This window comes from Ferrithrix thermotolerans DSM 19514 (assembly GCF_900128965.1).
GTDB lineage: Bacteria > Actinomycetota > Acidimicrobiia > Acidimicrobiales > Acidimicrobiaceae > Ferrithrix > Ferrithrix thermotolerans.
The window spans coordinates 14759-27115 of sequence record NZ_FQUL01000007.1; the positions used below are offsets into that span (position 1 = coordinate 14759).

Consider the following 12357-nt stretch of genomic DNA (forward strand, 5'->3'; position numbering starts at 1 on the left):
GGCTGTGAACATGAAGTGGTTCAGTTAGATCGGAGATGTAATGACTCAGCCGGACTTCGTTCCAATCTCGATATCTGTTGCAAAGTTCTACAGAGAGGCGGTACCGCTACCGGAGATTGCTCGACCAGCTGAGCCGAAAGGTCGGCGCAGAGCTGTCGGTAGGTTGAAGGGTTCTCCCGGACCTGACCAGGGGTATGTTCTTCGGTTGATCGAGGATGTAATCGACAAGGTCGTTATCGGTCAACGAGAGTCGCTTTCAAATGTGAAGACAGCCCTCCAACTCGTGGCATCTAAGCGAGCTTCTCTGTTTGGGCGTGCACCTATGAAGAGCGATGTCGATTTTGCTGTGGAGCTTTTACGACTCTCGGAAGTCGCCGACGACACTTTTGTGGAAGTACGTAGAGTTCTTCTATCCGGTGTGGCTCACGACTACATTGCCCAGAGAACTCTGTCGGACCTGTTCCCAGATGAACTTTTGAAGCTTTCCTTAGCCGAGCTGAAGGAACATGCCGAGATCTGGGACGAGTGGATGGACGATCAAGCTCCTCTATCCGCCTAGTATCACCCTTGGTCCCTTACCCCAGGAGACGTAGTGCCATAACCAGTTGATAAGAACAGAGAGCTTGTTTCTTACGCCAAGTAGGGTGATGAGGTGAAGTACTAGCCAGGCCATCCAGGCGAGCCAGCCTGTTAGATCTATCCCTCCTTTTAGCTGAGCAACTGCAGCTCGTCGACCTATCGTCGCCATAATGCCCCGGTCTTTGTAAGAAAACGCGCTTGTTGGTAAGTCTTGAGCCAGGTTAATAATCTGTAAGCCAGCGTGCCTGCCTTCTTGAAGTGCCGGCTGAGCTAGCTGCGGAACCAGCTCGTCTCCAGATGTGGCAGCCGCTATGTCGCCTACAGCAAAGATGTTTTCGTGGTCGGCGACCCTGAGGTCTGGGTTGACCACGATGCGCCCTCCTCGTCCTTGGGGCAGTCCCAGGGTGGATGCAAGCGGTGGAGCTCCCACTCCTGCTGCCCAGATCAAGATCCCATAGGGAATCTCCACTCCGCCCTTTAGATGGACCGTATCTGGGGTGATCTCGTCGACTGTGCTCCCCAGCATCACCTCCACCTTCCTACGCCTGAGCTCTTCCAAGGCATACTCCGAGAGCGCCTCGTCGAACACCTCTAAGACCTTGGAGCGTTGTTCCACAAGGATTACCCTAACCAAGGATCGGGGAATTGAGGTGTAGTCGGTTCGAAGAGCTCGATCGCACAGCTCAGCGGAGGCTCCCGCCATCTCAACACCTGTAGCACCGCCTCCTACGACTACGAAGGTGAGACAACCATCAGAGATGCCGTGAGCAGCAGCCTTTTCGAACTGATGGAAAATGCGGTTCCTTACTTCTATAGCGTCGTCAAGGGTGTATATAGCGTGCGAGTACTCAGCGGCTCCCTTTATGCCGAAGTAGTTCGATGTAGCACCAAATGCTAAGATGAGATAGTCGTACCCAATTCGTGAGCCGTCTTCGAGCTCGATTAGGTTTGACTCTGGAGTGATCTTTACCAGTTCGCCCTGGCGGAACCTTACCTTTGGATACTTTCTTAGCAGTGTCCTGATCGGGAATGAAACGTCGCCCGGGTTCAGACCTGCAGTGGCTACCTGGTAGAGCAGGGGTTGGAAGGTTGCGAAGTTGTGCCGGTCTATAAGAAGGACATCAAAGTTCTTATCGTGAAGAGTCTCGATCGCTGACAATCCAGCGAACCCGGCACCTACTATGACTACCTTTTTTCTGTCTGTATTGAGTTCTTCCAAGCCCCTAGTGTCATCTTTGGTCCTGAACAAAGGCCAGTTCATCGTCTATTCCTCTTCTTGCTCTAAAGAGCGGACGTTGCTAGCGTCATAATATAACCAAAAGGTGGTAGCAGACGGTTATAGCTGTGACGAAATTGTAAATTACCTAAAGCCATCACCGATCGCAGATAGATGCAGAAAAGGCGGTTCTAGTTCTAGAACCGCCTTTTCTTGGTATTTGTGGTCGAGTACTTAAAGGAGGCTTTATGTCTTAGGACTTCTGGTCTTTGTAGTAGTCTCGCCAGATCAGCCTATAGAGCCCAACCTTTTCCGGGATGGAGCGAACGCCTGGGATGAATGGGATCGATGCGAACCCGATGGTCAATAACACCATAATCGACATCACCAATACATCGGCGTTTCCTGAGGTGGACATAGGCGGTATCTGGTACCACATCGTATATAGCCAGAGCCACGGTTGTCCAGGCCATTTATCCGTCTCGTTCATCATTCCCCATTGATTACCCGTGAGGTGATCCTGGGTTGCAAGCGACGCCATGTAGTTTCCGTCTGCCATGAATAACAGAGGCTTGGTGTAGTCCGTTCCGTAGAACTGATGGGAGTTCTCTAAAGCCGCATCTAACGCTCCAGTGTTAGCCAGCTTCAACATGTTGTCCATCAGCATCGGTATGGGTCCGTAGTTCCCCTTGGGGACGGCGATCTCGTTACCTTTTACCATAAGCTTTGAGTCGGCCTTGGCGAAGTTGTTGTTCCACAGAGTCTGCGTGGCAGGCGATGCAGACTCGTAGGTCTTTAGAGCTGCCTTCAAGGTAGGGTTGTTCGGTACTATCGATAGAGGCTGAAGAACAAAGTCATAGGCAGAGTTAATAGGAATTCTTACCCCGGCAATCTTCTGCAATGAGATAGGTCCTAAGTATTGTACGGCTCCTGTTCCGTTGTTGTAAGGAGGACCGTAACTTCCAGAGAATGAGGTTCCTGCGAGCTCGGATGCGGCTGTGGTGACAAAGTCTGTCGGATCGGCCTTAGCCCATCTCTGAATGGTGAGAGGGGGCTTATCCGGCGAGGAAAAGACCACAGAAAGCGCTACGGTTAGCAGGGAGACGATAATAACGGCGATCGTTCCTTCTTTGATGATGTCGTACGGTCGTACCTTGCCCTGCCATGGCTTTGCATAGTCTTCCTTGTTCGGCAAAGATCCTATCGGAGGTACCACTCCTTTAGCTCGTACGCCGACGATGTGTATGCCTACGATGACCACGACCAATAGCGGCAGGAGGAGGATGTGCCACATAAACATCTGGCCGAAGTTCATCAGGTTGAAGAAGGCTCCGATGCCGATGGAGTTCATGGCGTCTTTCCCTTGAGTAGATATCCACTGCGAGTCGAAGTTTTGCTGTGATAGATAACCGGTAAAGGCTGCGCCGATCGATACCAAGAAGGCTACAGCACCACTTATCCATGTGAGCGCTCTCTTGCCTCTCCAGGCTGCCATGAAGAACTTGCCCCAGAGGTGAACGACCATGAAGAAGAAGAACAACTCCACACTCCAAAGATGCAGAGAGTTTACAAAGTGTCCTTCTGGACTCTGCTGCCACCAAGAAGGACCAAAGAGCGCAAGAATTCCTCCAGAGACAGCTACGACACCAAGAGCTGAAAGAGTGAGGACTCCAAATACATAGATCCAGCTAGAGACGTAAGCTGGCTGCGTATCTGGAAGCAGTTTGTTCGGTGGAAGTTCGCCCTCGACCTTTTTCCTTAGTTTTGTCGTCCACTGATGTTCAATGGCTTTATCGTCTTGTTCCGACCTATCGATCTGGATCTCTTTCTCGTCAATCATCTCTTCCCTCCTGAGCGATGTGGAAACGGAATAACTATGGCCAAGAACAGAACCACGATCATCAGTATTATGAGGATCAAGTTTGCGAGAGACATCTGGATGAAACCCCACTTTATGTAGTGGCCCGGTCCAGTTAGATTTATAAGAGCCCCGATAACTGTCGTAAGCAGATTAGCTGCGTACATAGAGCCTTCCTTTCAACCCACAATTACATAACTTTTTATCGATATAAGGTAATTATGTTCTGAAACGGCCTGCCTTACTAGGGCCATTTGTACTAATCGTTGTAAGTAATAGAGCTTTATGAAGCCAAAAGACGGAAACCCTCATCCAAGGACCTTCTTGGATGAGGGTTTCAAAATGCTTTGGGGATTTGAGTCGACCCTAGTAGTGCGAGCTAAGCTAACCGTTGGTCGTAGTGGATGTGGATGTGGATACCGTGCCCAAGGGAGCCTTTACCACTATCCCTTGGACGTTGATAACGTACCAAATCCCACCCTTTCCTTCTGCGTTGTACTGACCTGGACCGGTGTCACCTGAGTAGGTGTATAAGGGATGCTGTCCGTAGGCGACCTGTTCCCTCTGTCCGGAGAGGTCAGCCTCTAACACGCCCACATATGCCGCTAGTACCCCACCTGAGGCCTGTGGGGCACCGTTGGTGAGAAACGGGGGAAACGCTCTTGCGCAGATGCTATAGCAAAAGGACTGTCTGTACTGATCACCCAGCCTTACGTATAGCGTCTTACCGCTAGAGGTGGTCAGTATCTTTCCGTAAGGGGAGTTGCGGTATGAGAGGACCGTAGGACCTGGCGGATGTCCCTGGATCCAACCGGGTAAGGTCGTCGACGGATAGTTGGGAACCACAAAGCCAGCGCCGTCATCTAGAGAAGGATTTGCTCCTTGAGGTGCTCCCTGTAAGAGGTGAGTGTTTGTTCCGGAGTACCCACCTTTGTAAGTGGCTTTTCCGTTAGAGGATCCTGGAACCACAACAGGGGCAGCACCGGCTGGACCGTACTCTCCGTTTGAATAGTGACAAGCACTCAAAGTGGCTGCAGCGGCTGCCATGCCTATAAATGCCTTCACAGTATTATTTTTCACATAGTGAAGTCTAATGAGGTACATCGAAGTTGTGCTTCAGCTGGGTTAAGGCACGTCTCAACTTGCTCAAACATAGCTTTAGTTCGCAAGTGAGTCAGTCCCACTTTCGTTACTAAATGTTTTCCTTGCGCTTCAACAACCTGCTAAAGGGTTGCTTTGGAAGTGACGTTTAAGCCATCGTCGAGTTCGTAAACTATGGGTTCGCCGTTTGGAACTTCGTACTCCACGATGTCTTGATCAGAGATGTTTTCGAGGTGCTTTATAAGCGCCCTTATCGAGTTGCCGTGAGCTGAAACCAGAACCGTCTCGGATCCAAGTAGTTGAGGTGCGAGATCGTCGTACCAAAGAGGCATCATCCGAGTCATCACGTCTTTCAGGCACTCGGTCTTGGGCAACAGCTCCTTTGGTACATAGCGATACCTCGGGTCCTTCCTTAGAGCTTCTATCTCGCGATCCTTGAGAGCTGGAGGAGGTACGTCATAGGATCTCCGCCATAGCTTGACCTGGGCATCGCCGTATTTCTTTGCTGTTTCCGCCTTGTTCAACCCTTGCAGTGCGCCGTAGTGACGTTCGTTTAGACGCCAAGACTTCTTCACAGGTATCCAGCTAAGGCCCATCTCATAAAGCGCTAGGTCGAGCGTCTTTACTGCCCGTCTTAGAACCGAGGTGTATGCCACAGAAGGAAGTATCTCCGCACCCAGTAGCGCTTGACCTGCTCTGATGGCCTCTTTGATTCCCTGCTCAGTTAGGTCGACGTCTACCCAGCCTGTGAACCGGTTCTCCAGGTTCCAAGTGCTTTGACCGTGTCGTAAAAGTATCAAAGTGCTCACGAGATAACACTAGTGGAAAAGTCTCCCTCCAAACAATTTCTTTAGACCGATAAATCTTGAGCGCAGTCGCCTCAACTTTTCAGATAAATCTAAGTATTGAGGAATAAAGTTCATTCTTGCATGTTGACGTATGGGTAAAGTTGATATAAACTAACTCAAGTTATATTTCAATATAAGAATAAAGTAATATTTAGGAGGCGCAGATGCCTAAAGCGGTAGGTATTGATCTCGGGACGACTAACTCAGTTGTATCGGTGTTAGAGGCTGGCGATCCAGTTGTGATTCCAAACGCAGAGGGAGGAAGGACTACTCCTTCAGTCGTTGCGTTCGCCAAGAACGGCGAGATACTGGTCGGAGAAGTTGCAAAAAGACAGTCCATCACGAACCCCGATAGAACCATACGTTCTGTGAAAAGACACATGGGAACCTCCTGGACCATCGATATTGACGGAAAGAAGTACACCCCACAAGAGATCAGTGCGAGGATACTGGCAAAGCTAAAGAGAGATGCAGAGGCGTATCTTGGGGACACCGTTACCCAGGCTGTGATAACCGTGCCAGCCTACTTCGACGATGCACAAAGGACTGCTACAAAAGAAGCCGGTCAGATCGCCGGTCTCGAAGTTCTTAGGATCATCAACGAGCCTACTGCTGCGGCTCTGTCATATGGACTCGACAAAGAGGGTGCGGATCAGACGGTTCTCGTCTTCGACCTTGGTGGAGGAACCTTTGACGTGTCGGTTCTTGAGATAGGTGATGGTGTGTTTGAGGTCAAGTCAACCTCGGGGAACACCCACCTTGGGGGTGACGACTGGGATCAAAGAATTATAGATTGGCTGGTAAAGAGCTTCAAAGATACCGAAGGTGTAGATCTTTCCGGTGACAAGATGGCGATGCAGCGACTAAAGGAAGCCGCCGAGAAAGCTAAGATCGAGCTTTCTGCGATGATGGAGACCACTATCAATCTTCCCTTTATAACTGCGACCGCTGAGGGTCCGAAGCACCTTGACATAAAGCTGACCCGGGCCAAGTTCCAGGAGCTTACACAGGATCTCGTGGATGCTTGCAAGGGACCGTTTGAGCAAGCCATTAAAGACGCTGGCCTAACCACTGACAAGATCGACCACGTTGTGATGGTAGGTGGCTCAACTAGGATGCCTGCTATCCATGATCTGGTGGTGTCGTTGACCGGTAAGGAGCCTCACAAGGGTGTAAATCCGGACGAGGTGGTCGCCGTTGGAGCTGCGATTCAGGCTGGAGTACTAAAGGGTGAGGTCAAAGACGTTTTACTTCTTGACGTTACGCCTCTTTCTCTAGGCATCGAGACCAAAGGTGGTGTCATGACCAAGTTAATTGAGCGTAACACCACGATCCCAACCAAGCGGACTGAGGTGTTTACCACAGCAGACGATAATCAACCTTCGGTCGAGATCCATGTTCTGCAAGGTGAGCGCGAGATGGCTATGTACAACAAGACCCTTGGTAGGTTCCAGCTAGTAGGTCTTCCGCCCGCACCAAGAGGTATACCTCAGATCGAGGTAACCTTCGATATAGATGCCAACGGTATCGTTCATGTGTCGGCGAAGGACAGGGCGACCGGCAAGGAGCAGTCCATAACCATAACAGGCTCGACGAGCCTCTCCAAGGACGATATAGAACGTATGGTCAAAGACGCTGAAGCTCATGAGGCAGAAGATAGGGCCCGAAGGGAAGAGGCGGAGGTCCGGAACAACGCTGACACCTTAGTTTATAGAACAGAGCAGCTTATCAAAGAGCAAGGAGAGAATCTAAGCGGCCCAGAGAAAGAGGCTGTTGAAAACTCCCTTGCAGAGCTGAAGACGGCTATCGCCGGGGACGACGTATCGAAGATCAAGGCAGCCACTGAGGCTCTGATGTCAGCCAGTCAGAGCTTTACAACCAAGCTTTACGAGGAGGCGGCTAAGTCTGCAACCAGTGCTGACATGGGTTCTTCTTCTGGTAGCACAGCTTCCTCAGACGATGAGATTGTGGACGCTGAGATCGTCGACGAGCCCAACAAGGAGAGCTAGTGAGCGAAGAAGCAAAGGCGACTAGCCAAAGTCAGGAAGAAGAGACCCTTGAGGAACCCTTGATCCATGAGGACGAAAGTGTCTCTGCTGTAGGGGAAGAGCCCTTCTCCTCCTCAACGGAGGCAAGCGCCGACGAGGCTTTGGATATCGATATCGAGTTTGAGCTACTCAAAAAGGAGAGAGACGAGTTTCTTGAAGCCTTGCAGAGGCTCAAAGCTGACTTCGATAACTTCAAGAAGAGGGTCGACAAGCAGAGGATCGATACTGTTGAGCGAGCCAATGAAGACCTGATCAAGAAGCTTTTACCGGCGTTAGATACTCTGGAGCTTGCTAGAAGTCATGTCCGAGAAGGAGATGTAGAGTCTCCCTCTTACGTAGAGCAGGTTGGAACGGCTCTGATGGAGATACTAGCCAAGGAGGGTCTCGAGCAGATCTCACCATTGGGCTCAAAGTTTGATCCATCTGAAGCTGAAGCTGTAGCCCACGAAGAGGGTGAAGGTGATCAGCTTGTAACCGAGGTGCTCCGGGTCGGATACCGCTGGAGAGGCCGGGTTATTAGGCCCGCTATGGTCAAAGTATCTGGTTAGGAGGCAGCGATGACAGTCCAGAGGGAGTGGTTCGAAAAGGACTACTACAAGATTCTGGGGGTGTCAAAGGACGCAAGCGACAAGGAGATTACGAAGGCTTACCGAAAGCTCGCCAAGCAGTACCATCCGGACGCTAATCCGGGGTCTGAAGAAAAGTTTAAGGAGATATCCGCTGCTTACGACGTCCTTGGAGATCAAACCAAGCGAAAAGAGTACGACGAGGCGAGATCCCAAGGGCCCATGGGCGGAGGATTTGGAGGAGGAGCAGGAGCCAACTTCGACTTCAAGGTGGAAGATCTTGGCGACCTTATCGGCGGTCTTTTCAACAGGGGCCGGGGAACCAGTAGAGGAACCGGTCCCCAGCGAGGTAAGGATCTCGAAGCTGAGGTGCACCTTTCCTTTGAAGAGGCCGCCAAAGGCGCAACCACCACCGTCAATGTCGTAGGCGACTCCAGCTGCTCGACCTGTGGGGGTACCGGCGCCGCACCAGGCACTGTTCCGCAGGTGTGTGCAAGGTGTCAAGGATCAGGATCTATCTCAGACAACCAGGGATTTTTCTCGTTCTCGCAGCCTTGCCCCGCCTGTGGAGGACGTGGAATTGTTGTCACAAAGGCATGTCCAACCTGTAGGGGAACAGGGGTTGAACGACGCTCCCGTCAAGTCAAGATAAGGATTCCTGCTGGGGTAGAGCCTGGACAGAGAATCCGAATACGGGGAAAGGGAGGTCCTGGGAAAAACGGAGGACCGGCAGGCGACTTAATCGTTTTAGTGCATGTCGGACGCCATGAACGCTTCGGCCGAAGTGGCAACGACCTGACGATCACCATTCCTATTAGCTACCCAGAGGCAGCTCTAGGAACTGTGATATCGGTGCCGACTCTGGAAGGTACGAAGATCTCCTTAAAGGTCCCGCCAGGAACACGGTCGGGAAAGACTTTTAGGGTAAGGGGTCGAGGCATACCTTCTTCCAAGAAAGGAGGTACTCCGGGTGATCTTTTGGTTACTGTCGAGGTGTGGGTACCAGAGTCCTTGGATCAGAAACAGAGAAAACTGCTGGAAGAATTAGCCAAATATACCCCCGAGCCTCCAAGGGACTGAGGTTTAAGAGGTGAGAGACGATGGTGGATAGAAAAGGTAAGGGAGAGAGTAACTCTTATCTTGAGCGACAGAGCGATAGAGCTGTATACGTCATATCTGTCGCTGCAGAACTCTCTGGAATGCACCCTCAAACCCTTCGGATCTATGAGCGCAAGGGTCTGTTAGACCCGGCTCGAACCGATGGAGGGTCGAGAAGATATAGTCAAGACGATATCGAGCGCCTAAGAAGGATTCAGGAGCTGACAAACTCGGGCATTGGGCTCGAGGGTGTGAAAAGGATTATGGCGCTTGAAACAGAGATAAAAGAGCTGAAAGAGAAGCTGAGAGTCTTGGAGGAACGTTCCAAGGCAGAGCAGGAGAAGATTCACAAACACTACCGTAGGGATCTAGTCCCTCTATCACAGGCGGTTGTGCTTTTTAGAGGTGCAAAGAGACCCTAGATCTACTGGCGCACTTGGGGTATTAGGGGTAGGAAGGTTGTGAAGTTAAAGGTGTAAGAGAAGTTTATTTGAAATGGTGGTGAGTAGATAATGGACACTTCAAAGTGGACACTAAAGACGCAGGAAGCCTTTTCGCAAGCAGTAGCGTTTGCAGAAAGAGATGCTAACCCAGAGGTTACGAAAGAACATCTCGTATTGGCACTGCTGTCACAGAGCGAAGGAATTACCCTTCCCGTACTGCAGAGGCTGGGCGTATCCCCCATGCAGTTGAAAAACACAATCCAGGAGAAGATCTCTAAGCTTCCCAAAAGCTACGGAGGAACTCCTCAGGTTTCGAGAGCTCTACTGGCTTTGCTAAACGACGCAGACCGTGAAAGGTCTGCACTAGGTGACGACTACCTATCGGTAGAGCATCTATTGTTGGAGCTAACGGACCTTATTGGGGTTACCAAGGATCAGCTTCTCAACGTCTTGAAAGAGGTGAGAGGTTCCCATCGAGTCACGAGCAACAACCCAGAGGAGAGTTATCAGGCCCTCGAACGCTACGGGCGGGATCTCACCGAGGAGGCTCGGAAAGGTAAAATCGATCCTGTTATTGGAAGAGACGAAGAGATCAGACGCGTGATTCAGGTGCTTTCCCGCCGATCCAAGAACAACCCCGTACTGATCGGTGAGCCTGGAGTTGGCAAGACCGCCATAGTGGAAGGACTCGCCAAGAGGATAGTGGAAGGTGACGTTCCTGAGGGTCTAAAGGGAAAGCGGCTTATAGCGTTAGATCTCGCGTCTATGGTAGCCGGTGCGAAGTACCGCGGAGAGTTCGAGGAGCGACTCAAGTCTGTCCTCAAAGAGATCGTTGATGCCGAAGGTGAGATTATAACCTTCATCGACGAGATGCACACGGTCGTAGGAGCAGGCGCATCAGAGGGCTCTATGGACGCCTCCAATATGTTAAAGCCGATGTTGGCTCGTGGTGAGTTACGCATGATCGGAGCCACGACGCTAGATGAATACAGGAAGTATATAGAACGGGACCCCGCTCTTGAAAGAAGATTTCAGCGTGTGACTGTTAACCCGCCCTCAGTGGAAGACACCGTGGCTATCTTGCGTGGACTCAAGGAACGGTACGAGGTGCACCATGGTGTTCGTATTCAGGACCAGGCGCTTGTGGCAGCTGCAACTCTCTCAGACCGTTATATAACCGACAGATTTCTTCCTGACAAGGCTATAGATCTTGTTGACGAAGCAGCCTCGAGGCTTAGGATCGAGATAGACTCACGTCCAACTGAGATCGACGTTGTCGAACGAAAAATTAGACAGTACGAGATTGAGAGGATCTCTCTTTCCAAGGAAACGGACCCTGTGTCTAAAGAGCGTATGGACAAGCTAGACCAGGAGCTCGCCAATCTGAAAGAGCAGCTTGCTTCGATGACGCTGCACTGGCAGGCCGAGAAAGAAGCCATCGCAAAGATACGAGAGAAAAAAGAGGCCCTCGAGGCAGCTCGATCTCTTGCTGATCGCTACGAGCGTGAGGGTGCCTTGGACAAGGCGTCTGAGATCCGCTATGGAAAGGTACCTGAACTTGCGCACGAGGTCGAGACTGCCACAAAAGAACTTGCGGAACTCCAGCGTAATCAGAGAATGTTGAAGGAAGAGGTAGATGAAGAGGACATCGCAGAGGTAGTGTCAAAAGCTACCGGTGTTCCCGTTTCGCGTCTTTTAGAGGGCGAGATGACCAAGCTCTTGCGCATGGAAGAGAGTCTTCATCAAAGGGTAGTCGGTCAAGATCAGGCCGTCGTTGCGGTGTCTAACGCCATTCGAAGGTCGCGAGCGGGTCTGTCAGACCCGGACCGTCCGATAGGATCCTTCCTTTTCATCGGACCCACGGGCGTTGGAAAAACAGAGATGGCGAGAGCGTTAGCGGAGTTTCTCTTTGATGATCCTCGCGCAATGATCCGTATCGATATGTCGGAGTACCAAGAGGCTCACAACGTTGCTCGTCTGGTAGGGGCTCCTCCGGGATACGTCGGCTACGACGAAGGAGGCCAGCTGACAGAGGCGGTCCGACGCAGACCTTACTCAGTTGTTCTGCTGGATGAGATCGAAAAGGCACACCAAGATGTCTTCAACGTTCTTCTTCAGGTTCTCGACGACGGGCGTCTCACCGACGGACAGGGAAGAACGGTCAACTTTAGAAACACGATACTGATCATGACCTCAAACTTGGCGGTGGAGCCGCAGGTGTTTTTCAAGCCAGAGTTCGTCAACCGCATCGACGAGATAATCAAGTTTCACGCTCTTGATGAAAAGGCCTTGGAGAAGATAGTAGATATCCAACTGGGGTATCTTGCAAAGAGGCTGGAGTCACGTCGTATAACGCTCGAAGTTTCCGAGGAAGCCAAGAGGTGGCTTGCCGACAAAGGCTTTGATCCAGTTTTTGGTGCAAGACCTCTAAAGCGGGTAATTCAGAGGGAACTAGGAGACAAAATAGCCTCTGAACTTCTGGCGGGTCACTACTCTGAAGGGGGTCGGATTTTCGTTGATCTTGACCCCGATGGTGAGGAGCATCTAAAGCTTTCATAAGAGGCGCTCCCCGTCGGTGGACTACTAAGTAAGAGTTGGAG

At 51.2% G+C, this 12357-nt stretch carries 11 protein-coding genes; 6 read left to right on the forward strand and 5 right to left on the reverse strand.

Going from position 1 to position 12357, the window contains the following annotated elements; all coding sequences use genetic code 11:
* The first annotated feature begins 40 nt into the window (after nt 1-40).
* Nucleotides 41-559 carry a hypothetical protein gene (locus tag BUA24_RS03720; RefSeq protein ID WP_072788864.1) on the forward strand — a complete coding sequence of 173 codons (519 nt, stop codon included), beginning with the start codon at nt 41-43 and terminating at the stop codon, nt 557-559.
* Here the strand turns inward: BUA24_RS03720 and BUA24_RS03725 are convergent.
* The 5 genes from BUA24_RS03725 to gpmA form a co-directional block, all read right to left on the reverse strand.
* Nucleotides 548-1840, reverse strand: coding sequence for an NAD(P)/FAD-dependent oxidoreductase (locus BUA24_RS03725; RefSeq protein ID WP_084660164.1), 1293 nt, complete (start codon nt 1838-1840; stop codon nt 548-550). The two genes, BUA24_RS03720 and BUA24_RS03725, sit on opposite strands and share 12 nt — an antisense overlap.
* A 208-nt stretch (nt 1841-2048) precedes the next feature.
* Complete coding sequence (locus tag BUA24_RS03730) at nt 2049-3635, reverse strand: cytochrome b N-terminal domain-containing protein (protein ID WP_084660165.1); 1587 nt, start codon at nt 3633-3635, stop codon at nt 2049-2051.
* Entirely contained in the window at nt 3632-3820 is a 189-nt protein-coding gene (locus BUA24_RS03735; protein ID WP_072788866.1) for a hypothetical protein, read from the reverse strand. Before BUA24_RS03735 ends, BUA24_RS03730 begins: the two co-directional genes overlap by 4 nt.
* Nucleotides 3821-4037: 217 nt before the next feature.
* A complete protein-coding gene (locus tag BUA24_RS03740; protein WP_178138694.1) occupies nt 4038-4733 on the reverse strand; it encodes a COG4315 family predicted lipoprotein in 696 nt (231 codons plus the stop codon).
* A 143-nt stretch (nt 4734-4876) separates the two neighbouring features.
* Complete coding sequence (gene gpmA / locus BUA24_RS03745; protein ID WP_072788869.1) at nt 4877-5563, reverse strand: 2,3-diphosphoglycerate-dependent phosphoglycerate mutase; 687 nt, start codon at nt 5561-5563, stop codon at nt 4877-4879.
* Between the two features lie 203 nt (nt 5564-5766).
* Between gpmA and dnaK the strand changes: the two genes are divergently transcribed.
* The 5 genes from dnaK to BUA24_RS03770 all read left to right on the forward strand — a co-directional run bounded on the left by dnaK (nt 5767) and on the right by BUA24_RS03770 (nt 12316).
* The gene (dnaK, locus tag BUA24_RS03750; protein WP_072788871.1) at nt 5767-7611 is read left to right on the forward strand and encodes a molecular chaperone DnaK; all 1845 of its coding nucleotides are present in this window, start codon (nt 5767-5769) and stop codon (nt 7609-7611) included.
* Entirely contained in the window at nt 7611-8198 is a 588-nt protein-coding gene (locus BUA24_RS03755) for a nucleotide exchange factor GrpE (protein ID WP_072788873.1), read from the forward strand. The genes dnaK and BUA24_RS03755 overlap by 1 nt, the downstream gene beginning before the upstream one ends.
* Nucleotides 8199-8207: 9 nt before the next feature.
* Entirely contained in the window at nt 8208-9296 is a 1089-nt protein-coding gene (gene dnaJ, locus BUA24_RS03760) for a molecular chaperone DnaJ (protein WP_072788874.1), read from the forward strand.
* 20 nt (nt 9297-9316) lie between these two features.
* Nucleotides 9317-9736, forward strand: a complete 420-nt coding sequence (locus tag BUA24_RS03765; protein WP_072788876.1) for a heat shock protein transcriptional repressor HspR — start codon at nt 9317-9319, stop codon at nt 9734-9736.
* A 90-nt stretch (nt 9737-9826) separates the two neighbouring features.
* The gene (locus BUA24_RS03770; RefSeq protein ID WP_072788878.1) at nt 9827-12316 is read left to right on the forward strand and encodes an ATP-dependent Clp protease ATP-binding subunit; all 2490 of its coding nucleotides are present in this window, start codon (nt 9827-9829) and stop codon (nt 12314-12316) included.
* Nucleotides 12317-12357: the final 41 nt, after the last annotated feature.